Below are 21,516 nucleotides of genomic sequence, written 5' to 3'. Positions count from 1 at the left end.
CGACGCGTCTGGATCAGTTGCCGATGGCCTGGGCGGCCAGGTCGGTGACGTCGACGACCTTCGCGCCCTTCGGCGGTGCGAACGCCGCCGGGTCGACCTTGTCCGAATAGGACACCAGCTCGATGCGCGTCCGGTCGCCGCTGTGGGTCTCGCCGCTGAACGACGACAGCAGGCCCGTCTCGGTCACGCACACCGAGAACGACTTCATGTCGCCCGGCTGGGCGCCGGCCTCCGGGTCCTCGATGCCGTCGACGTCCGCGCACAGCGAGTCCTGGCCGGCGATCTCGCGCTCGCTCGTGCTGACGTCGGTGCCGGGCACGATCGCGGCCGCCGCGACGAGGCCGAGGGCGAGCTCCGGGGTCAGGAAGCCGGCACCGCCGACCGCCGAGACGAGGTTGGCGTCCGCGGGCCCGGCCACGGCCGCGGTGTTCGGCGCCTGCTGGCACTCGGACCGGTCACACATGATCATCGCGGTCGGGGTGGAGATCAGCCGGCTGTTCGCGCTCAGGACCGCCGAGTTCGGCGGCTGCTGTACGAAGGTGACCGTCGCGTCGTCGGTCTGGTACGTGGCGGTGTAGGTCAGTTCGGCCGACCTGCCGAGCCGGTCCGAGAACTCGCCGAGGGTGTTGGCGGTGTCGACGGCGTTCTGCACGAGACCGCAGCCGAGGGTGAAGCCACCGAGCACGACGGCGGCGGTGACAGTGGCGACCCGAACGGTGGTGCGGTGGGGGTTCGTCATGCGAACGAGAGTGGGGCCGGCGCGGCCGGAACGCCCGTGCGGCAAGCACCCACGGCACGAAGCCGGGACCCAACGGTCAGAGTCTGGTCATCTTCTGCATCGCGTCGTCGTAGCGGGCACCGGCGACACCCAACCGGGTCGCGGCGTCGTCGAGGGCGGCCGCATCGGCGGGTGACAGCTCCACTGAGGTCGCGCCGATGTTCTCGTCGAGGCGGGCCAGCCGCCGCGTGCCCGGTATCGGCACCAGCGACGGTCGGCGGCCGAGCAGCCAGGCGAGGGCGACCTGCGCCGGCGTCGCGCCAAGCGTCCCGGCCACCCGCCTGACCAGCTCGACCAGCGCCTCGTTGGCGGCCCGGTTCTCGGCGGTGAAGCGCGGGATCGTCGTCCGGATGTCGTCCGCCGCGAACTCCGTCGTCGTGCCGACCGCGCCCGTGAGGAAACCGCGGCCCAACGGGCTGAACGGCACCAGGCCGATGCCGAGCTCGTCGAGCGTCGGCAGGATCTCGGACTCGATGCCGCGGGTCCACAGCGAGTACTCGCTCTGCAACGCCGCGACCGGATGGACGGCGTGGGCGCGCCGGATCGTGCCGGCGCCCGCCTCGGACAGCCCGAAGTGGACGACCTTCCCCTCCGCCACGAGCGCCGCGACGGTGCCGGCGACGTCCTCGATGGGCACGGCGGGATCGACCCGGTGCTGGTAGAACAGGTCGATCCGGTCGGTACGCAGCCGCCCCAGCGCGGCCTCGGCGACCCGGCGGATCTGCTCGGGCCGGCTGTCGACCCCGACGGCCTGCCCGCCCTGGATGTCCCACCCGAACTTGGTGGCGATGACGACCTGGTCGCGCACGGGTTCGAGCGCCTCGCCCAGCAGCTCCTCGTTGACGTACGGCCCATAGACTTCGGCGGTGTCGAACAGGGTGACCCCGCGCTCGACCGCGCCGCGCAGCACGCCGATCATGTCGGCCCGGTCGCCAGGGTTCGGGCCGTAGCCCTCGCTCATGCCCATGCAACCGAGCCCCAGCGCGGAAACCTCCAGACCCTGCCCGAGCGTACGAGTGTGCATTGCTGGCCTCCCTCGGGCGGAACCAATCATCGCTACAGGCAGTGTTTCCGCCGCCGAGGACGTAGTCCAGGAGGTTTTCATCGCCCTCCTCGTGCGCGCCGACGTGCGTGAGCCGGGCCCCTGGCTGCACCGGGCACACGCCGCACTGAGGGAGCACCTCGATGATCGATGAGCACGCACGGGTACGCCGGGGGATGCGCGAGCTGGCCGACGCGGTGCCGGTGCCGGAGGTCGGGTCGGCCGCGCTGCGGGCGGCGGCGGGGCCTCGTCCGCGGAACCGCTGGCTGCCCGTGCTCGCCGCGGCCGCCACCGCGTTCGCGGTCGTCGCGGTCGGCCAGGTTCCGGGACTGTCGCGGGGCACCGAGGCCGCGCCGGCCACGAAACCGGACGTGGCCGTGCTGCCCGAGAAGCTCCTGGGCCACTCGATGATGACCGGCCACGTGTCCGCCGACCCACCGGGCCCGGTGGTCGCGCTGTACAGCAGCGGCTCCGAGCACCCGCCCCAGGTGGTCGGGGTCGACGGCCGCAGCTACCGCGACCTGGACGCGGTGCTGGACCTGGCCAGTGGCGCGCGAACCGCGATCCCCGGGCAGCTGGGCACGGTCGACGCCGCCTTCGCACCGGACGGCGCGCGGCTGGCGCTCCAGCGGGACGGGGAGCTGCGGATCGTCCGGCTGGACTTGCGGGGCCTCGGATTTCCGGACGGTCTGGCCATTGTGGACCTGGTCGGCGGCGACACGGTGACGGTCGACGCGCCCGCGGGGCTCCGCGGCCTGCTGGGTTGGCGGGGGAATGGGCTGTTGGTCGACAACTGGGACACGATCGTGCGGGTGCCGGTCGCCGGCGGGCCGTCCGAGGTGGTGTCCAGCCTGCGGATCGGCAACGACGACTTCGTGAACCTCCAACTCGCCACCGCCCTGCTGCCCTCCCTCCAGGTGCGCGCGATGGACGCGGACCGGGGTCGCTGGCCGCTCTCGATCCAGCTCCTGGCGGTCGTCGGTGCGCTGCTCGCCGGCTGGCTCGGGACGCTTCTGGTGCGAGGACTGCGCCGCTAGGGTTCCCGGGTGACCGCAGAGGTGCCCTTCCGCCCGCTCGCCCTCGACCAGACCGACGTCCGCTACGCCCACGGACCGGACTCCCACCGGCAGCCAGGCGTGCCAACCGGCGAGACGATCGAGTTCAGCTGGGACGACAGCGCCGTCTACCCGGGCACCACACGGAAGTTCTGGGTCCACGTGCCGGCCCAATACCAGCCATCGCAGCCCGCGTCCCTGGTCGTGTTCCTGGACGGGCAGTGGTACCTCGACCCCACGGGCGAGGTCCGGGGCGCGATCGTGCTCGACAATCTGGTCCACCGCGGCGACATCCCCGTCACCGTCGGTGTCTTCGTCGACCCGGGCGTCTTCGCGGACCGCGAGCAGCCGAAGAACCGCAACGTCGAGTACGACGCCTTCGACGACCGCCTGGTCACGTTCCTCCTGACGGAGATCGTTCCGCAGGTCACGCGGCGCTGGTCGATCACCGAGGACCCCGAGCGGTGGGCCGTCTGCGGTGGGAGCAGCGGCGGGAACGGCGTCTTCACCGCGGCCTGGCTGCGTCCCGACAGGTTCCGTCGGGTGATCTGCTTCCTGTCCAGCTTCGTCCAGATGCCGGACGGCAACCCGTACCCCGACCTGATCCCCGCCGTGCCCCGCAAGCCGTTGCGGGTCTTCATGCAGGCCGGTCACCGCGACCTGGGCTGGAACGGGCCCGAACACAACTGGCTCGCCAGCAACCTGCGCGTCGCGGCGGCCCTGGCCGAGGCCGGCTACGACTTCCGGCTCGTGCTCGGCGACGGAGGTCACAGCCCCAACCACGGTGGCGTCCTCCTGCCCGACGCACTGCGCTGGTCGTTCGCCCCGCCTACCGGCTGAGGTAACGTTAGCGGTCCGAGACGAGAGGCGCTGCAACGGGGCCCGCACCACGCCCCGCCACGCTCGTCCGGGGAACGCCCCAAGGTCGCCTCCGTTCATTCGGAGGTGGTGGGTATGGAGACGTTGCGGCGGCTGCTGAGCGAGCGGGTCCTGGTGCTCGACGGTGCCTGGGGCACGATGATCCAGGAGGCCGAGCTCGCGCCCGGCGACTACCGGGCCGGCGGCTTCGTGCCGGAAGACCACCCGCGGGACGTCACCGGTGATCCGGATCTGCTCAACCTGACCCGCCCCGACCTGATCCTCGACATCCACCGGCAGTATCTCGCGGCCGGCGCGGACATCACCACCACCAACACGTTCACCGCGACCAGCATCGGCCAGGCCGACTACGGCCTGGAGTCGCTGGTCCGCGAGATGAACGTCCAGGGCGCGCGGCTGGCCCGACAGGCCGCCGACGAGGCGGGCGGCAAGTTCGTCGCCGGCTCGGTCGGCCCGCTCAACGTCACCCTCTCGCTCTCGCCCAAGGTCGACGACCCGGCCTTCCGGGCGGTCACCTTCGACCAGGTCAAGGCGTCGTACGCGGAGCAGATCGCGGCCCTGGTCGAGGGCGGCGTCGACCTGCTGCTGATCGAGACGATCTTCGACACGCTGAACGCGAAGGCGGCCCTCGCCGCCGCGCGCGAGGTGGCGCCCGACGTGCCGCTCTGGATCTCGCTGTTCGTGGACATCTCCGGCCGCACCCTCTCCGGCCAGACCGTGGAGGCGTTCTGGCGGTCGATCGAGCAGGCCAAGCCGCTGGTCGTCGGCGCCAACTGCTCGCTCGGTGCGGCGGAGCTCCGGCCGCACGTGGCCGAGCTCGCCCGCCTCGCCGACACCTTCGTCGCCACCCACCCCAACGCGGGCCTGCCCAACGCGTTCGGCGGCTACGACCAGGTCCCGGACGAGACCGGCGAGCTGATCGGCGAGTTCGCCGCGGCCGGGCTGGTCAACATCGTGGGCGGCTGCTGCGGTACGACCCCCGCGCACATCGCGCGCATCGCGGAGGCCGTGCGGGACGCCCGGCCGCGGGCGATCGCCCCGCCGCGGCAGACCACCCGGTTCAGCGGCCTGGAGCCCTTCGCGATCGGCCCCGACACGGGCTTCGTGATGATCGGCGAGCGCACCAACGTCACCGGCTCGGCCCGGTTCCGGCGGCTGATCGAGGCCGACGACCACCAGGGCGCCGTCGACGTGGCCCTCGACCAGGTGCGCGGCGGCGCCAACCTGCTCGACGTCAACATGGACGCGGACCTGCTCGACAGCGAGCGCGCGATGACCACGTTCCTCAACCTGATCGCCACCGAGCCCGAGGTCGCCCGCATCCCGGTGATGGTCGACAGCTCCAAGTGGAGCGTGCTCGAGGCCGGCCTCAAGTGCGTGCAGGGCAAGGGCGTGGTCAACTCGATCAGCTTGAAGGAGGGCGAGGAGGCCTTCTTACGGCAGGCGAAAAAGATCCTCGGCTTCGGCGCCGGCGTGGTCGTGATGGCGTTCGACGAGCAGGGCCAGGCCGACACCCGCGACCGCAAGGTCGAGATCTGCGGCCGGGCGTACGACCTGCTGGTCCACGAGGCGGGCTTCGCTCCCGACGACATCATCTTCGACCCGAACGTGCTGGCCGTGGCCACCGGCATCGCCGAGCACAACGGGTACGCCAAGGCGTTCATCGAGGCCCTTCCGCTGATCAAGGAGCGGTGCCCGGGCGCGCGTACCAGTGGCGGGATCTCGAACCTGTCCTTCTCGTTCCGCGGCAACGACGTCGTCCGCGAGGCGATGCACTCGGCGTTCCTGTTCCACGCCGTCAAGGCCGGGCTCGACATGGGCATCGTCAACGCCGGCCAGCTCGCGGTCTACCAGGACATCCCGGCCGACCTGCTGGAGCTCGTCGAGGACGTGCTGTTCGACCGGCGGCCGGACGCGACCGACCGGCTCGTCGAGTTCGCCGCCACCGTCAAGGGCGAGGGCACGCGGCGCACGGTCGACCTGTCGTGGCGCGCGGCGCCGGTGGCAGAAAGGCTGTCGCACGCGTTGGTGCACGGCATCGTCGACTTCATCGAGGACGACACCGAGGAGGCCCGGCAACTGCTGCCCCGGCCGCTCGACGTCATCGAGGGGCCGCTGATGGACGGCATGAAGGTCGTCGGCGACCTGTTCGGCGCCGGCAAGATGTTCCTGCCCCAGGTGGTCAAGAGCGCGCGGGTGATGAAGCGGTCGGTGGCCTACCTCGAGCCGTTCATGGAGGAGGAGAAGGAGCAGGCCCGGCTGGCGGGCCGCACCGAGGAAGTCCGCGGCCAGGGCAAGGTCGTGCTGGCCACGGTCAAGGGCGACGTGCACGACATCGGCAAGAACATCGTCGGCGTGGTGCTCGGCTGCAACAACTACGAGGTGATCGACCTCGGCGTGATGGTGCCCGCCGCCACGATCCTGGAGACCGCGATCGCCGAGAAGGCCGACGTGATCGGCCTGTCCGGCCTGATCACCCCCTCGCTGGACGAGATGGTCACGGTCGGCGCCGAGATGCAGCGCCGCGGGTTCACGGTGCCGCTGCTGATCGGCGGCGCGACCACGTCGAGGCAGCACACCGCGGTGCGGATCGCTCCCGCGTACGACGGTTCGACGGTGCACGTACTCGATGCCTCCCGGGTCGTGGGTGTGGTGTCGGACCTGCTCGACGCCGACCGGGCCGTCAAGCTCGACGAGGCCAACCGGGAAGAGCAGGAGCGGCTGCGCGAACAGCACGCCAACCGGCACGCCCAGCCGCTGCTGACCCTCGAAGCCGCGCGGGCCAACCGCGAGGAGGTCGACCTCGGCGACCTGCCCACGCCAGCTTTCACGGGTGTACGCGAGGTGCGGCCCTCGATCGCCGAACTGCGCGAGCTGGTCGACTGGCAGTTCCTGTTCCTGGCGTGGGAGCTGAAGGGCAAGTTCCCGGCGATCCTCGAGCAGCCGGTCGCCCGCGAGCTCTACGACGACGCCAACGCGCTGCTCGACACGATCATCGCGGACGGCTCGTTCGAGGCCCGCGGCCTCTACGGCTTCTGGGGCGCCCACAGCGTGGGCGACGACATCGTGCTCGACAACGGCGTGCGCTTCCCGATGCTGCGCCAGCAGACCCGCAAGCCGGCCGGCCGGGCCAACCGCTGCCTCGCCGACTACGTCGCGCCGGCCGGCGACCACCTGGGCGGCTTCGCCGTCGGCATCCACGGCGCCGACGTGCTGGCCCGGCGCTACGAGGCCGAGCACGACGACTACCGGGCGATCATGGTGAAGGCGCTGGCCGACCGGCTGGCCGAGGCGTTCGCCGAGCACGTGCACCTGCGGGCCCGCCGCGACTGGTTCGAGCCTGACGCAGCGCCCGCGCTGGAGGACCTGCACGCCGAGCGGTTCCGCGGCATCCGGCCCGCCCTCGGTTATCCGGCCAGCCCCGACCACAGCGAGAAGAAGGACCTGTTCGCGCTGCTCGGCACCGAGGCGATCGGGGTCGGGCTCACCGACTCGTACGCGATGACGCCCGCGGCCGCGGTCAGCGGCCTGATCTTCCAGCACCCCGATTCGCGCTATTTCACCGTCGGCCGGCTGGGTCGCGACCAGGTCACCGACTACGCGGCCCGGCGCGGGATGACGGTCGACGAGGTCGAGCGCTGGCTGCGCCCCAACCTGGCCTACGACGCCTGACGCCTGCTGTACAGACGCCGCACTTGGGGCAAAACCGCCCGGGATTGTTCGTATTGCCCCGATCTGCGGAGGGCGAGTCCTACCCTCGACACACGTGGGCCTGGGTGCCCCTGCCGATCTGCCGCACGAGCGCGGGACGTTCCAGGTGTCCGCGACGGGAGGTCGGCGCCTACCCGCCGATCTCGAAGGAGATCCATCGGCAGGTGGGGAGAGTCCTGTGGCTGTCAAGACCCAAGCGCGATCGCAGACCGCGGAAATCAGGCCGTTCGAGATCGGGTTCGCCGACGCGGACCTCGAGGATCTGCGCGCCCGCATCGGGGCCATGCGCTGGCCCGAGAAGGAGACCGTCGACGACGACTCGCAGGGCGTGCCGCTCGCGCTGATGCGGGACCTCGCCCGTTACTGGGAGGCCGACTACGACTGGCGGCAGTGCGAGGAGCGGCTGAACGCCCTGCCCAACTTCGTCACGGAGATCGACGGGCTGGACATCCACTTCATCCACGTCCGCTCGAAGCACGAGAACGCCCTCCCGATCGTCGTCTGCCACGGCTGGCCGGGATCGGTCATCGAACAGCTGAAGCTCATCGGCCCGCTGACGGACCCGACGGCGTACGGCGGTGACGCGTCGGACGCCTTCCACGTCGTGATCCCGTCGATGCCCGGGTACGGGTTCTCCGGCAAGCCGACCGAGGCCGGCTGGGACCCGGTGCGCATCGGCAAGGCGTACGTCGAGCTGATGGGTCGGCTCGGCTACACGCAGTTCGCCGCGCAGGGTGGCGACTGGGGCGCGATCGTGGTCGACGCGCTGGCGGGCGGCCGCGCCGACCCGATGGTCGCCGAACCGCCGCCGCAGGGACTGGTCGGCATCCACACCAACATGCCCGGCGCGGTGCCGCCAAAGCTGTTCGCCTCGTCCTTCGCCGGCTCGCCCGCGCCGGACGGTCTCTCGCCCGAGGAGCAGGACACGTACGACCAGCTGCTCGGCTTCTTCGGCACGCACGTGGCGTACGGGCTGATCGCGGGGACGCGTCCGCAGACGATGTACGGCCTCGCGGACTCGCCGCTGGACCTCGCCGCGTTCATGCTCGACCACGGCGACGGGACCGGCCAGCCCGGCCTGGTGCAGCAGGTCCTGGAGGACCGGCTGGAGCGGCCCAGCGACCTCACCCGCCAGGACATCGTGGACAACATCACGCTCTTCTGGCTGACCAACACCGGGGTCTCCTCGTTGCGGCTGTACTGGGAGAGCAAGCTCCCGTTCTTCGCCACCAAGGGCGTGCGGGTGCCGGTCGGGGTGAGCATCTTCCCCGACGAGATCTACCGTGTTCCGCGCAGCTGGGCGGAGCAGGCGTACCCGAACCTCGTCACCTACGTGCGACACGACCGGGGCGGCCACTTCGCCGCGTGGGAGCAGCCGCAACTGCTCTCCGAAGACGTCCGCGCGACCTTCCACTCGCTGCGCTAGCTCCGGGAGCCCGTGGCGCTACCCTCGACATGAGACGGTGGCGCGTTTGAGTGGGTGATGAGTGCGCGAGTTCGAGAGGCACCGCGAGGTTCGGTCGGCTTCGCCCGCGCCTTCGCGGGAGGTGCCGAAGGCTGAGCCGGCGCGGTCGGTCGACGACCTGCTGCGGTTCCTGGGTCGGAGGCGCCCCGCGGCGCCGGCGTCCGAGGGGGCGCCGCGGCCGCGGACCCCCGTGTCCGAGCTGCTGCGGGCCGAGGTCGCCGCGCTCAAGGAGGCGGGGGCTTCGGCCGAGCAGCGCGCCGTCCGCGCCCAGGAGCGCGCCGACGTCGCGACGCGGGCGCTGGAAGAGGCGCTGCGCCGGGCGGACCGGGCCGAGGCCGATCGGGGCGTCACCGACGGGGCGTTGCGGTCCTTCGAGTCGTTGATCGATGCCCAGCTGAGCCAGACCGCGAAGCTGGAAGCCGCGATCAAGGCCGCCGCCGAGTGGGACGCGCAGCTGGCGGTGCGCGAGCGGGCCGCGCTGATGAAGATCCAGGAGGCGGCCGACGACCTGGTGCGCGCGGCCGCCCGACTCCCGGAGTTCGTCGCGTCGGCCGACCTGCGCGACGAGCTGGCGGCGCTGCGCGGCGAGGATCCGCGCGAGGTCCTGCGGGCGCTCGACGTGCTCCTGAGCGAAGCCCTCGGCTCCGCGCCGCACGTCCGGGATCTGCGGGAGGCGACGCCCGCGCAGCTGCGGGAGGCGCTCGCGCACCTGGAAGGCGTGGTGGAGCGGCACCGGGCCGCGGTGGCGGTCGCGCCGGCGGCCGACGGCACGGTCGATGGCCGGTTCGGCAAGCGCCCGGTCGAGTCCGTCACCGTGCGGGACTCCGTCGGCGTGGTGCGGGGCGACGACAGCACGGTCACGGTGATCCACCAGTGCGAGGTCGCCGAGCCCGTCGTCGAGATGGCGGAGCTGTTGAAGATGGAGCCGGAGGGTCCGCTCTTCGGCTGGTCGGGCACCGCGCTGCGGCCCGGCACGGTGACCGGCACCAGCACGTCCGTCTCGTCCAACGCCCTGGCCATCGACTTCTGGACCAACATCTGGAGCAGCAGCGGCGTAGCGGTCGGCGACAACATCACGATGGAAGTCGCCCGCCGGCACACGATCGAGGGCTGCCGCGTCAACCTGGCGGCCCTGCTCGCCGACGCGGCGCTGCGCGACGACCTGGCGCTCAGCCGCGGCGACACGGCCGAGGCGCAGGCCGCGCGGGAGCGGCTGCCGCACACGGTCGAGCGGGTGCTGCGCGACCTCGACGTGGGCGACCTCGTCTCCACGGCCGACGTGGCGCGCCAGGCCTCGGTGGGCAACCGCCCCCAGGTGCGCCAGTCGGGAGCCCGCCTGACCGTCGTACACGGCGCCGGTGTCGGCATCGGCCGCAACCCGACCGCCTCCGCCCGCACCCGCATCCGCATCGCGGATCCGCGCGTGAGCTAAGCCTTCTTGGGGTGGTCGCCGATGTGCAGCGTCATGGTGCCGTGGTCGCCGATCATGACGCCGGTCGAATCGTTGATCTCGATCGATCCGATGCGCATGCGCGCGCCCTCGGCGGATGCGAGCACCTGCCGGGCCGCCTCGATGATCTCCGGATCGTCGGCGGCGCCGCTGCGCTCCAGCTCGTGCGCGAGCTCCGTGTCCACCGCGTCCAGGTCCGCTTCGGGCGCTTTGCGCCCCAGGAGCCGGCGCAGCGCCGTGTACGCGTCCCGGACCGCCGCGCCCGCGACGTCGCTGGCACCCGCCGTGGCTCCGGCGGCCAGGGCCGCGATGATCAGTTCCAGACCCTCCACAATGCCTCCTTCGCCACCTGATTGAACCGTGCCGGCGCAGCCACGTCGATGTCCGACGCCCGACGGATGAGTCGCTGGTCACCCGTGACGGCGGACACCGCACGCGCGGGCGGGCCGCGCTGGCAGGATGACCTACCGTGCCCGACGTTCGCCATGATCAGGTCGCCCTCGTCGAGGAGGAGCGACCCGGCGCCGACCGTGCCCGGTCGTGGTGGGCACGGTCACTGCGCGTGTTCGTCGTGGTCGCCGTGGTGGCTGGCCTGGCCGTGCTGGGCCTGCACGGACGCCTACCGACCTGGGCCGACACCAGTCACGCCCTCGCCACCGTCCACCCGGTCTGGATCGTCGTCGCCGCGGCGCTGCAGGCCGCCTCGCTCGGCGCGTTCTCGCTGCAACAGCACGGACTGCTGACCGCCCTGGGCGCGCGGCTGAGCCGCCGCCACACCGTCGCGATCGTGCTGGCCAGCACCGCGATGTCGATCAGCCTCCCCGCGGGGTCGGCGGTCTCGGCGGCGTTCTCGGTCCGCCGCTACCAGCGGGCCGGAGCGGCCCCCGAGGTGGCCGCCGCCGTGATGGTCATCTCCGGGCTGGCGTCGATCGGCGGGATCGTCGCCGTGTACGCCGGTGTGGCCGGCTGGGGCGGCGCCGGCTCGTCGTTCAGCTGGCGGCCGTTGATCGTCGTCGCGGCCCTGGTCGCGGTCCTGGCGGCGGCGATCGGAGTCGGACGCCGCCGCTGGGGCACCGCACCGGAGGAGGCGGTCGCACCGGACGGCGTCCGCCGCTATCTGGTCATCGTGCTGAACTGGCTCCGCTCGGCCTGGCGCGCGGCCGCCACGGTGACCGCGACCAACTGGGCGGTCGCGCTCGCGTGGTCCGCCGCGAAGTGGGTCACCGACCTGCTGTGCTTCCTCGCCGTCGCGCAGGCGTTCGCGCTGCCGGGCGGCCCGGCGACGCTGACGGCCGTCTACCTCAGCGTCCAGGTCGTACGCCAGGTGCCGTTGACCCCCGGCGGCATCGGGGTCGTCGAGCTCGCCCTGGCCGCGGGCCTGACCGCCGCCGGCGCCGGCGCGGGCAGCGCCGCCGCCGCGGTGCTGATCTACCGCGTGCTCTCGTGCTGGCTCATCGTCCCGGTCGGAGGCCTCGCCGGCTGGCTCCTCCTGCGCGCACCGCGCCGCACGTAGTCAGTGCGTCACCTCAGGTGATCCGGCGCCGAGCCGGCGCAGCAGACAGCGGGCCGCGGCGACCACGAGGCGGCGGTCGTGGGTCACGCCGAACTCGAACTCGTCGGTGCTGCCCGGCACGGCCCGCGCCAGCAGCGCCGACGCCGTGCCGGGGCTGAGGGTCAGCGTCGCCCAGTGGCCGTCGAGCGCGTGGTCGTGGTCGCGGGCCCCGCGTACGCCGGTCGCGGGCGGATCCGGCAGGCCCGGCCCGAGCACGCCGGTGACGACGCCTCGCTGGGCCAGCAGCGCCAGTTGGATGCGGTCCTCGCGGGTCAGCAGGCGCGGGTCCGGCAGCAACAGCAGCGAGAGCGACGGGGCGACCAGCTCCGCCGCCCGGTCGGTGAAGTGGTGGCTGAGCGCGGTCAGGTACGTCAGGTCGGCGCGGCTCGTGGTCCGGCCCTCGAGCGCGTCGAACGGCGTGGCGAGGTTGGCGATCTGCTCCGAGTTGACACTCAGGGGCACCGACGCCGCCCGAAAGGCGGTGGGCAGCGGCGCCGGCGGCCCCAGGTAGAGACCCTGCGCGAGGGTGGCGCCGGCGGACTCGGCGAACGCGGCGTGCGCCGGGGTCTCCACGCCCTCGGCGAGGATGGTCGCGCCCGTGCGCTCCGCTTCCTCGTACGCGATGTCCATGATCTGCATGACCGTCGACGTCGGTCCGGACTGGGTGACGGACTGGTCGAGCTTGATGACGTCAGCGGCCAGGACCGGCAGCATCGACAGCGTCGCGCCGTTGCCGCCGAGGTCGTCGATGGCGATGCCGGCGACGTTCGGTCGTTGGCGGTCGATCCCCTCCAGCAGGGATCGGGGGTCGCGGTCCAGCGACCGCTCCGTCACCTCGAGCACGACCTGGAACCGCTCGAACGCCGCCCTGATGTCGGGCCACAGGTCGGGCGGGCAGTCGGTGCCGAGCGCCAACGGCTCGATGTTGAGGAACAGGAGCTGGTCGCGGGTGAGCCGCGCGGCCATCGCCCCCCGGCACGCCGCGGCGCGGGCCGCCCAGTCGAACTCGACCACGAGACCGGTGCGGTACGCGTGGCGCAGCAACGTGTGGGCGTCGACGAGGGACGAGCCGGCCGGGCCGCGGACCAGGGCCTCGTAGCCGATGGTGGTTCGGCTGGCCAGATGCACGATCGGCTGGAACACGCTCTCGAGCCGCCGATCCCGAATGATCCGGACAAACTCGTCGTCACGCCGCTCATCGCCACCTGGTGACACATTTGCCACATCTCAACGATAGTTGCTGTCGCCCGGCGGTGCTGGCTGCCCGCACCTCAACCGCGAAGGTCCTCGGGGCGTTTGGCGGCGTGCTCGCCGTGCAGGAGCCCGGTGGACTGGCCGACCTCGATGAGATACCCGTCCGGATCACGCAGATAGCAGCGGAGCTCGGCGCCCCGGTCGATCGGCGGCGTCAGGAACTCGGCGCCCTTGGCCGACCAATCCTCGTAACAGGCCTGGATGTCCGCGACCCGCAGGTTCAGGAAGATCGAGGTGGTGTCGCCGGGCTCGTAGTTGGCCACGGTGATGCCCGGCTTGTCCGGCGTCGGCGGACCACCGGGATTCATGAGCAGCCACGTGTTCGACAGCTTGACGATGCACGGGTTCTCCTCTACGACAACGGTGCCACCGAGCACGCGCGAGTAGAAGTCACGGGACCGCGCCACGCTGCGAACGGTGATGAACAAGGTGGCCAGAATGCCTTCGGTCGGCGCCGGGAAGTCGGCGGACTCTGTCATGCACGCCGGGTATCCGATTCGGCCGCGCACAAACAGGGCCCCGCGCGCGACGGGTGGGACGGGAGACTTGCCCGATGACCGAGGTACGGAACATCGTCGACGGACTGCCGCGCCTGGAGCGGGTGACGGAGGTCTGGGAAATGTCGGAGCGCCGCCTGGCGGACGGCGACGCCGAGTTCCTCGCGGACCTGGGCATCGCGTTGACGCAGCGGTACGGCCAGGATCGGAAGACGGTGTGGCAGTACCGCGCTGTCTTCGACCACCTCGTCCGCCTGCTGACCACCACGCCGGGACCGGCCAATGTGGAGCAGGTGCTGCGCCTGGTCGACGGCGTGCGCGCGCCGTATCTGGCGTCGCTGCTGGCCGCGGGCCAGTCCCCGCGGGACCTGGCGGCCGCCCTCGCCAACGGCGGCCCGGGGGAGGAGCTTCGCGTGTGCCTCGTACACGAGTTGGTGCTTCGCGGTGTCCCCGAGTCTGAGTTCGCGGCCTGGGCCGTGCCGTCGGACCACCCGCTCGGCTGGCTGCCACTGTCGTTGACCGCGCTGGAGGGGCGGCCGTCGCTGCCGAACTACAACGTTCATGGATCCAGCGCAACGCTGCCGTACGGTCCGTTCGACGGACCGACGACGCGGCCGGACATCCGTCCGTGGCCATCGGCGACGGAGACGACGACCGGGGCCACCGCGTCAGCCATGGCCACGGCCGTCGCCGGTTGGGCCGACGAATCCAACGGCCGCATCGAGGCCAGGGTCTTCGAGGCCTCGTCCGCGATCGACGACGTCGCCAGCACATTGCCCGGTCTGGGTCTGGCCAGCCTGGGTGAAGACGACCACTTCACGTTCGCTCCCTGTACGCCCGGCGAGGCGTGGCGGGTGCTGTTCGCGGCGGCCTCGACCGGCGGCGCGTACAACGCGGGAGCGCATGGGGCGTACGGGCGGTTGGCCGCCTGGCGTTCCGTGGCCGCGCTGGCCGGCGCGCCCGTCGACGCGTCGGTCGCCGAGGTCGACCAGGTGGCGCACGCGGCCGCGTGGTACCAGTTCGGGGCGCGGAACGACTGGTTCGAACAGGTGGCCTGGGACGTGGGCCTGGTCGCCGTCACCGCGGACCGCCGACGGATCGCCGTGCTCGCGGCCACGGACACCGACTGACCGCGACGCGTCCGGAACCTCCCCGGAACTTTTGGCGCCGGCGCGGCCGAGGGCCGAGGTGACGCACGGGCGTGACCACCACGACCCTGGGAGGCGGGCGCGACAGGTTTCCGGAACGTTTCCGAAACTTATTGACAGTCATGGGTTTGGAATCCTAGCGTCGCCATCGACGGGGCTCAATGACCGTCGGATCGCCCTCCGGTCGTCGCATGGCCGACGACGGCCCGCCGGGTCGCGCCCGCTGCTGGTCTCCCGCCAGCGTCACGAGGAGGAAGCCAAAGACATGATGGACACCAAGCCCAGAAGACGCGGCCGGCTGCTGCTCGGCGCCGTGTGTGCCGCAGCGCTGGCCGTCGGCCTCGGCGTCGCGGTCGCGGCACCGAGTGCGTACGCCGAAGCCGACCGCACCGTCAGCTCGAACGCCACCGGCACGCACAACGGGTTCTTCTTCTCGTTCTGGAAGGACAGCGGCAACGCCAGCATGACGTTGCGCGCCGACGGCCGGTACTCCAGCAGCTGGGGCAGCGGCACCAACAACTGGGTCGGCGGCAAGGGCTGGGCGACCGGCAGCCGGCGGACGGTCACCTACTCGGGCAGCTACAGCCCGAACGGCAACAGCTATCTCGCCTTGTACGGATGGACGCGCAACCCGCTGATCGAGTACTACGTCGTCGAGAACTTCGGCACCTACAACCCGAGCAGCGGCGCCACCCGGATGGGGTCGGTCACCACCGACGGCGGCACGTACGACATCTACCGCAGCCAGCGGGTCAACCAGCCGTCGATCGACGGGACGGCCACGTTCTACCAGTTCTGGAGCGTCCGCCAGGGGAAGCGCACCGGCGGCACCATCACCACGGCGAACCACTTCGACGCCTGGGCCCGCTCCGGCCTGAACCTCGGCAGCAACCACAGCTACCAGATCATGGCGACCGAGGGCTACCAGAGCAGCGGAAGCTCCGACATCACGGTCCGCGAAGGCAGCGGCGGCGGTGGCGGCGGCAACCCGACCACGCCACCGCCCGGCGGCGGCGGAGGCAACTGCACCGCGACCCTGTCGGCCGGGCAGCAGTTCGGCGACCGGTTCAACCTGAACGTCGCGGTCAGCGGCACCAGCAACTGGGTCGTCAGCCTCGGGCTGGGCGGCGGCCAGAGCCTGCAGAACAGCTGGAACGCCTCGGTCAGCGGCACGAGCGGCACGATCACCGCGCGACCGAACGGCAACGGCAACACCTTCGGCGTGACCATCATGGCCAACGGCAACTGGACCTGGCCCACGGTCACCTGTCGCACTGGCTGACCCCGCACCCGGGCGCGGCGGCCCCAAGCCGCCGCGCCCCCGGGTTGCGCGCGTCGCCTAAGCTCCGCGACCATGATCGATGGCGTACGGGTGTTCCGCAGCCGGGTGCTGTTCGCTGCCGGCTGCGTGATGTGCGCCGTACTGGTGACGATGTGGACCCTGTCCCTGATCTACGGCGACGGCAGCTTCGGCGCGATGATGTGCCCCTTGGGCACGTCGTGGTTGCCGATCTTCGCCTGGTTCGGGACGTTCCGACCCAGGCTGATCGCGACCCCCACGGGCGTCACCGTCGTGGAGCCGTTGCGCACGACAACCGTGCCCTGGGACCAGATCCGGCGGTTCGACTCGCTCGACGTCCTCCACGTACACCGCAAGGACGGTCCTTCGTTGCGGGTGACGTCGCTGTCGACCAACAACATCAACCGCGCCGCGCGCCGGGAGGGGCACGCCGACCGGGTCGCCAGGGACCTCAACGTGCTGCTCGCGCGACACCGCGGCGGCCGCGCGCCCCGCATCACAACGGACACCGAGGCCGGCCGAACGCGCCTGCGCCTGAACGTGTGGCACGCCGCCTATCCCGTCGGGGCCTTACTGTTCTCTGCCGGCAGCACGTGGGGACAACTATGGCTCGCCTTGCTCGGGCCGTTGGTCATCATCGTCGCCACCGTCGTATTGCGCCGGCGGGCCTCCGCGCGTGGTTGACCGCAGGCGGCCGCGAGCTGGATCTCCGTACGCGGCCATGAACATGTCCAGGAGGCCGTCGACCGCCTCCTCGCCGACCGGCCTGGTCGAGAGCAGGTGTCGGTAGTAGAGGGTGCCGCACAGCACCTCGGCCGCGAACGCCAGATCGACGCCCGGGGTCAGCTCGCCGGCGTCCTGTGCCGCCGTGATCCGGCGGAGGGTGCTCTGCTCGACGGTGACCAGGAACCGCTCGTGGATTGCCGCCCGCAGCGCCGGATCGCCCTGCGCCTCGGCGATGAGCGCGCGGTAGGCCGGGCCGATCGGCGGGCTGGACAGGACGTGACTCGAGCGCAGGAACTGTTCGCGCAGGTCCGCGTGGACGTCTCCCGTGTCGTCGTAGTCCAGGTCGCTGGTCCACACGCTGCTGAGCGCGCCGCGGCGCCTCGGCGTGGCAGGCACGGTCAAGGGGAGACGATGACCACCAAGCACCAGGGGTTCGCGGCCGACGAGCTGGCCGCGATGAAGGACCACGCCAACGACCTCAAGCGGGCGGCCCGAGCCGGATCAGCGGCGGACAAGGCGGCGGAGGCGGTGCGGGACGTGCTCGCGAAGATCGCCGAGATGGGGGAGCCGGACCGGGTCATGGCCGAACGCGTGCACGCGGTCATCACCGCGACCGTCCCGGCGATCGCGCCGAAGCTCTGGTACGGAATGCCCGCCTACGCGCTGAACGGCAAGCTGGTCTGCCACTTCCAACCGGCCGAGAAGTTCAAGGCGCGGTACGCGACGCTGGGCTTCAGCGACCACGCGAACCTCGACGAGGGTCCGATGTGGGCGGCCGGGTTCGCCCTGTCCGAGGTGACCCCCGAGGTCGAAGAGCGGATCAGCGCGCTCGTGAGTCAGGCCGTCCGCTAGGTGCGGCGCAGGACCACGACACTCCACTTCGGAACGTTGACGTAGACCCGGCCGTCCGGCTGCGTCCACGGTTCGTGGAAGGCGTTGCCGGCGCCGTCCCAGCCGCCGAAGTCCGCGTCCTGGCTGCACAGCAGCTGGGTCCAGCGCCCGCCACGGCCGCCGGTGCCGACGCCGTACCCGTGGTCGCCGAAGGTCCGGTCGCCGAGGTTCACGACCACGAGGACGGCGTTGTCGCCCGACTCGCGTACGAAGCCGAGCACCTCGTTGTCGTGGTCCTCGTGGGTGACGTCGAGGGAGTCCGCGCGCAACGCGGGGTTCGCGAGCCGGACCCGGTTGGCGGCGCCCACGAGGCGGCGCATCTCCGTGCCGAGCGGGTCGCCGGCGATGGCCCAGTCGAAGCGGTGGTCGCCGCGGCCGTCGACCCCGTCGTGCCAGTAGCCCCAGGCCACCTCCGGCGCGGCCTGCAGGCACTCCGAGCCCATGAACAGCATGGGGGTGCCGGGCATGGCGACGTTCAACGCCCACGCCAGTCGGCATTTGGCCCGGGCGGTCCAGTCGGCGCGGCCGCCAAGCTGGTCGACCAGGTAGCGGTGCCGGCGGTCCCAGTCGGTCAGGCCGTCCTCGGCGTCGCCCTCCTGCTGGTCGCCGATGTCGTCGTGGGAACCGAGCAGGTACTTGACCAGGTTCCACGCATGGTCGTACCCGTCCCAGCCCAGAATGCCCTTGATCTTCGGCACGCTCTCCTGACGGGCCAGCGCCCGCTGGGCCTCGTGGTGGGCGTCGGCGCACCAGGTCGCGGCGAAGCGGCCTTCGCGGATGATCCACGGGTCGTCGGGCAGGTGCTCGGCGATGAGATAGCGGTCGGGGAACTCGGATCGCAGGCGCTCGACGACGCGGCGCAGGTGCTGGCCGTTGATCTGGGTGGTCGCGTCGAACCGCAGCCCGTCGGCCCGGTACTCCTCCAGGTACATCCGGGCGTTCTGGTAGAAGAAGTCCTGGACCTCTTCTTTCCACCAGGCCGGCCCCGGACCCCACGGCGTCTGCTGGCCGCCCTCGACGTAGATGCCGCCGTGGTCGCGGTAGCCGTCGTAATCCCACAGGACGTTGTCGCTGTGCCCGAAATGGTGGTAGACGACGTCGAAGACCACGGCGAGCCCGGCCCGGTGCGCCGCGTCGACGAATCGTCGCAGGTCGGCCGGGGAGCCGTAGGACGACTCGGGCGCGAAGAAGCTGGCGGGGTTGTAGCCCCACGAGCGGTCCATCGCGTACTCCTGGACCGGGAGCGGCTGCACGCAGGTGAACCCGAGGTCGCGCAGGTAGCCGAACGTGCGCGCCACGTCGGCGAAGGTCGCCCACCGGTCGTCTCCACGCCCGACGAACGTGCCGACGTGCAGCTGGTAGATCACGAAGTCCTCGAACCGGGGGTGGCTCGAAGCGTGCCCAGTCGAAGTCGTGCCCGGTCGAGACGATCGACGCGTTGTGGCTGTCCGGGTCGTCGCGGGTGAGCTCCGAGCTGAGCACGTCGCGGGCCGCCGGGTCGAGGCGGTCGAGCACCTCGCCGGCCGCCGTCGTGATGCGGAACCGATAGAGGTGGCCGGGCCGCACCCCGGGGACGGTCACACTCCAATAGTCACCGGTACGCGTCAGCGCGGCGGTCGTGCCCGGCTGGCCGCTGTGCCATCGGTCGCCGGTCTGCACCGTGACGGCCACGTGCGCGGCGTGCGGCGCCCAGACGCGGAAGAACGCGCCCGCCGGGACTAGCCAGCAGCCGATGCGCTCGGTGACGTCCATCCCCGACACGGTAGCCCCGATGGAACCCGCCGACCCCATCGCTACGTGTCTAACGTGACCGAGGTGGGAAGGAGCGGCCGATCAGATGGCGTTCGCGTGGCGAAGTGGCCGACCTGACATCGACGACGAGTTCGTCGCGTACTACACCGCGCGGGCCGGCAGCCTGCGCAACACCGCGTACCTGCTGTGCGGTGACTGGCACCTGGCGGAGGACCTGACCCAGACGGCGTTCACCAACCTCTACCGGGCCTGGCACCGCATCCAACGGCACGACGTGCTCGACCAGTACGCCCGCCGCGTGCTGCCTGCTCGACAACGCGCTGTCGCGGCTGTCACCCCGGCACCGCGCGGTGCTGGTGCTGCGGTTCTGGGACGACCTGTCGGTGGAGCAGGTGGCCGACATCCTGCGCTGCTCGACCGGCACGGTGAAGAGCCAGACGGCGCGAGGGTTGGCGGCCCTGCGGGCCGTCCTCGGCGCCGAACTACACGACCTTGAGCGACCCAGGCCTGGAGGGCGATCGTGAACGACGTACGGGAAATCTGCGAGCGCATGCTGGTCACGCCGCCGCCGCTGCGGGACAGCGCGGAGGTGCTCGCCGCGGCCCGCCGCTCGGTGGTTCGGCGCCGCCGGGCCGGGGTCGCCTCGGTGGGCGCGCTGACCGCCGCCGCGACCGGGGTGGTCCTCACGCTGCAGTTGACGCCCGCGGGCGGAACGGCCCTGCCGGCGCCTTTGGTGGTCGCGCCTTTGGCCACCTCGTCGGCCGCCCCCGCTCCCGCGCGCACGCCTCCTGCCAAGGCCGCCTTCACCCACTCGGCGCAGATGCGGCACCTGCTGCTGGGGCTCGCGCCCGCCGGTTATTCGGTGCGGGACTTCCCGGTCAGCTACGACAAGGACTTCGACCCGACGGCGGTCCTGCCGAACCGGGGCCTCCCCGCGCCCAGGAACGGACTGATGAGTGTTGCGTTCGCCGGGCTCCTGCTGGGCCGCGGTGGGGGAGAGGGGCTGCTGAGCGCCAACATCTGGTCCACCGGTGATCCGAAGCAGCTCGACGTGGACTGCTCGGCGCCCGCTCGGCCGGCGAAGGCCGTGTGCAAGATGGTGACCGTCGACGGCGTCGCCATCCAGGTGACGACGTGGAACGACGAGCGGGGCCGGCACGTCAGCGCGAGCCGAGCCCTCGCCGGCGGCGCCCTCATCCTCTCGGCCGACCAGGGACTGGGCACGGACGAGTCCCAGACCCCGCTGGACGGCCGGCGACCGGGCAACCGCGTCAAGCCGCGACTGGCCACGCTGCCGGTGACCGCCGACCAGCTCGCGAAGCTGGCGGCGAACCCGGACATGCTCCAGTTCCCCTGACCGACGCTCATCGGCCGGGCGCGTAGTGCGGGCGCCCGGCCGGGCGGAAGACCTGGGTCGTCACGCCCTTCGAGTCGACCCGCGACTCGACCAGGTCGAGGGCGAGATCCGGGCCGGCGTCCGGGAACAGCCGGGTGCCCTGGCCGAGCACCACCGGCACGACGGTCAGGATCAGCTCGTCGACCAGGTCACGCTCGAGCAGCCAGCGGATCAGCGTGCCGCTGCCGTGCACTTGCAGCTCACCGCCGGGCTTGGCCTTCAGGTCCGCGATCGCGGTCGCGAGGTCCGCGGGCAGCACGGTGGTGCCCGACCACGCCGGATTGGTGAGGGTGGTCGACGCGACGTACTTGGGACGGGCGTTCAACGCCCGCAGGACGGTCTCCCAGCCCGGGACGTCCCGCTCGGTCAGGGACCCCCAGGAGCTGGCGAACAGCTCGTAGGTCCGCCGCCCGAACAGGAACGCGTCGGCGCGGTCGTACACCTGGTTGATGAACGCGGTGGTCTCGTGGTCGCCCTTACCCAGGGCCCAACCGCCGCGCTCGAACCCGTTGCGGCGGTCCTCCTCCGACGCGCCGCCGTTCCCCTGCACTACGCCGTCGATGGTGATCTGGGTGATGGTCGTCAGCTTCACGGTGGTGGTTCCTCAGCCTCGGCGCCAC

At 71.7% G+C, this 21,516-nt stretch carries 20 protein-coding genes and 2 pseudogenes; 13 read left to right on the top strand and 9 right to left on the bottom strand.

Annotated elements, in window-relative coordinates; translation table 11 throughout:
- Window positions 1–13 precede the first annotated feature (13 nt).
- Together CHC05_RS30460 and CHC05_RS30455 are read right to left on the bottom strand one after the other, a co-directional pair.
- The gene (locus tag CHC05_RS30460) at window positions 14–739 is read right to left on the bottom strand and encodes a Rossmann-fold NAD(P)-binding domain-containing protein (protein ID WP_089254059.1); all 726 of its coding nucleotides are present in this window, start codon (window positions 737–739) and stop codon (window positions 14–16) included.
- Window positions 740–815: 76 nt separating this feature from the next.
- Window positions 816–1,802 carry an aldo/keto reductase gene (locus tag CHC05_RS30455; protein WP_089254058.1) on the bottom strand — a complete coding sequence of 329 codons (987 nt, stop codon included), beginning with the start codon at window positions 1,800–1,802 and terminating at the stop codon, window positions 816–818.
- A gap of 161 nt (window positions 1,803–1,963) precedes the next feature.
- Between CHC05_RS30455 and CHC05_RS30450 the strand changes: the two genes are divergently transcribed.
- From CHC05_RS30450 to CHC05_RS30430, 5 genes are all read left to right on the top strand, one after another.
- Window positions 1,964–2,857: a hypothetical protein gene (locus CHC05_RS30450; protein ID WP_144022840.1), complete on the top strand. Its 894-nt coding sequence runs from the start codon at window positions 1,964–1,966 to the stop codon at window positions 2,855–2,857.
- 9 nt (window positions 2,858–2,866) lie between these two features.
- Window positions 2,867–3,715: an alpha/beta hydrolase gene (locus CHC05_RS30445; RefSeq protein WP_089254056.1), complete on the top strand. Its 849-nt coding sequence runs from the start codon at window positions 2,867–2,869 to the stop codon at window positions 3,713–3,715.
- 114 nt (window positions 3,716–3,829) lie between these two features.
- Window positions 3,830–7,426, top strand: coding sequence for a methionine synthase (gene metH / locus CHC05_RS30440; RefSeq protein ID WP_089254055.1), 3,597 nt, complete (start codon window positions 3,830–3,832; stop codon window positions 7,424–7,426).
- A 217-nt stretch (window positions 7,427–7,643) separates the two neighbouring features.
- Window positions 7,644–8,891 carry an epoxide hydrolase family protein gene (locus CHC05_RS30435; protein ID WP_218824725.1) on the top strand — a complete coding sequence of 416 codons (1,248 nt, stop codon included), beginning with the start codon at window positions 7,644–7,646 and terminating at the stop codon, window positions 8,889–8,891.
- Between the two features lie 229 nt (window positions 8,892–9,120).
- Window positions 9,121–10,362, top strand: coding sequence for a hypothetical protein (locus tag CHC05_RS30430; protein ID WP_144022839.1), 1,242 nt, complete (start codon window positions 9,121–9,123; stop codon window positions 10,360–10,362).
- Here the strand turns inward: CHC05_RS30430 and CHC05_RS30425 are convergent.
- A complete protein-coding gene (locus CHC05_RS30425; protein ID WP_089254053.1) occupies window positions 10,359–10,712 on the bottom strand; it encodes a hypothetical protein in 354 nt (117 codons plus the stop codon). The two genes, CHC05_RS30430 and CHC05_RS30425, sit on opposite strands and share 4 nt — an antisense overlap.
- A gap of 137 nt (window positions 10,713–10,849) precedes the next feature.
- Between CHC05_RS30425 and CHC05_RS30420 the strand changes: the two genes are divergently transcribed.
- Window positions 10,850–11,893 (top strand): lysylphosphatidylglycerol synthase transmembrane domain-containing protein, encoded by a 1,044-nt coding sequence (locus CHC05_RS30420; protein WP_245871292.1) that lies wholly within the window; start codon window positions 10,850–10,852, stop codon window positions 11,891–11,893.
- Here CHC05_RS30420 and CHC05_RS30415 read toward each other — a convergent pair whose 3' ends face one another.
- Together CHC05_RS30415 and CHC05_RS30410 are read right to left on the bottom strand one after the other, a co-directional pair.
- Entirely contained in the window at window positions 11,894–13,156 is a 1,263-nt protein-coding gene (locus CHC05_RS30415; protein WP_089254052.1) for an EAL domain-containing protein, read from the bottom strand. It abuts the gene before it with no gap.
- A 47-nt stretch (window positions 13,157–13,203) separates the two neighbouring features.
- Window positions 13,204–13,665, bottom strand: a complete 462-nt coding sequence (locus CHC05_RS30410; protein ID WP_089254051.1) for a VOC family protein — start codon at window positions 13,663–13,665, stop codon at window positions 13,204–13,206.
- A 74-nt stretch (window positions 13,666–13,739) separates the two neighbouring features.
- Here CHC05_RS30410 and CHC05_RS30405 point away from each other — a divergent pair, with 74 nt between their 5' ends.
- The 3 genes from CHC05_RS30405 to CHC05_RS30395 all read left to right on the top strand — a co-directional run bounded on the left by CHC05_RS30405 (window position 13,740) and on the right by CHC05_RS30395 (window position 16,815).
- Entirely contained in the window at window positions 13,740–14,813 is a 1,074-nt protein-coding gene (locus CHC05_RS30405; protein ID WP_089254050.1) for a DUF6183 family protein, read from the top strand.
- 283 nt (window positions 14,814–15,096) lie between these two features.
- Window positions 15,097–16,113, top strand: a complete 1,017-nt coding sequence (locus CHC05_RS30400) for a glycoside hydrolase family 11 protein (protein WP_089254049.1) — start codon at window positions 15,097–15,099, stop codon at window positions 16,111–16,113.
- 72 nt (window positions 16,114–16,185) lie between these two features.
- Complete coding sequence (locus CHC05_RS30395) at window positions 16,186–16,815, top strand: PH domain-containing protein (RefSeq protein ID WP_089254048.1); 630 nt, start codon at window positions 16,186–16,188, stop codon at window positions 16,813–16,815.
- On the opposite strand, the gene CHC05_RS30390 is transcribed toward CHC05_RS30395, so the two are convergent.
- Window positions 16,735–17,253: a TetR-like C-terminal domain-containing protein gene (locus CHC05_RS30390; RefSeq protein WP_245871299.1), complete on the bottom strand. Its 519-nt coding sequence runs from the start codon at window positions 17,251–17,253 to the stop codon at window positions 16,735–16,737. The genes CHC05_RS30395 and CHC05_RS30390 overlap by 81 nt on opposite strands.
- A 15-nt stretch (window positions 17,254–17,268) precedes the next feature.
- Between CHC05_RS30390 and CHC05_RS30385 the strand changes: the two genes are divergently transcribed.
- A complete protein-coding gene (locus CHC05_RS30385) occupies window positions 17,269–17,709 on the top strand; it encodes an iron chaperone (protein ID WP_089254046.1) in 441 nt (146 codons plus the stop codon).
- Here CHC05_RS30385 and CHC05_RS30380 read toward each other — a convergent pair.
- Window positions 17,706–19,115, bottom strand: coding sequence for an alpha-amylase family glycosyl hydrolase (locus tag CHC05_RS30380; RefSeq protein WP_089254045.1), 1,410 nt, complete (start codon window positions 19,113–19,115; stop codon window positions 17,706–17,708). The two genes, CHC05_RS30385 and CHC05_RS30380, sit on opposite strands and share 4 nt — an antisense overlap.
- Before the next feature lie 133 nt (window positions 19,116–19,248).
- A pseudogene (locus CHC05_RS43515) lies at window positions 19,249–19,500 on the bottom strand (early set domain-containing protein); the annotation flags it as partial.
- 85 nt (window positions 19,501–19,585) lie between these two features.
- On the opposite strand from CHC05_RS43515, the pseudogene CHC05_RS43510 reads away from it, so the two are divergent.
- The 3 genes and pseudogenes from CHC05_RS43510 to CHC05_RS30365 form a co-directional block, all read left to right on the top strand.
- Window positions 19,586–19,741 (top strand): annotated as a pseudogene (locus tag CHC05_RS43510) (SigE family RNA polymerase sigma factor); the annotation flags it as partial.
- Window positions 19,742–19,850: 109 nt separating this feature from the next.
- Window positions 19,851–20,024, top strand: a complete 174-nt coding sequence (locus CHC05_RS43505) for a sigma factor-like helix-turn-helix DNA-binding protein (RefSeq protein ID WP_425426866.1) — start codon at window positions 19,851–19,853, stop codon at window positions 20,022–20,024.
- Window positions 20,021–20,857, top strand: coding sequence for a hypothetical protein (locus CHC05_RS30365; RefSeq protein ID WP_144022838.1), 837 nt, complete (start codon window positions 20,021–20,023; stop codon window positions 20,855–20,857). The genes CHC05_RS43505 and CHC05_RS30365 overlap by 4 nt, the downstream gene beginning before the upstream one ends.
- Window positions 20,858–20,864: 7 nt before the next feature.
- Here CHC05_RS30365 and CHC05_RS30360 read toward each other — a convergent pair whose 3' ends face one another.
- Window positions 20,865–21,488, bottom strand: a complete 624-nt coding sequence (locus tag CHC05_RS30360) for a dihydrofolate reductase family protein (protein ID WP_089254043.1) — start codon at window positions 21,486–21,488, stop codon at window positions 20,865–20,867.
- Window positions 21,489–21,516: the final 28 nt, after the last annotated feature.

It is taken from the genome of Asanoa hainanensis (assembly GCF_900188485.1).
GTDB lineage: Bacteria > Actinomycetota > Actinomycetes > Mycobacteriales > Micromonosporaceae > Asanoa > Asanoa hainanensis.
This window is presented reverse-complemented; position numbering and strand designations above follow the sequence as displayed.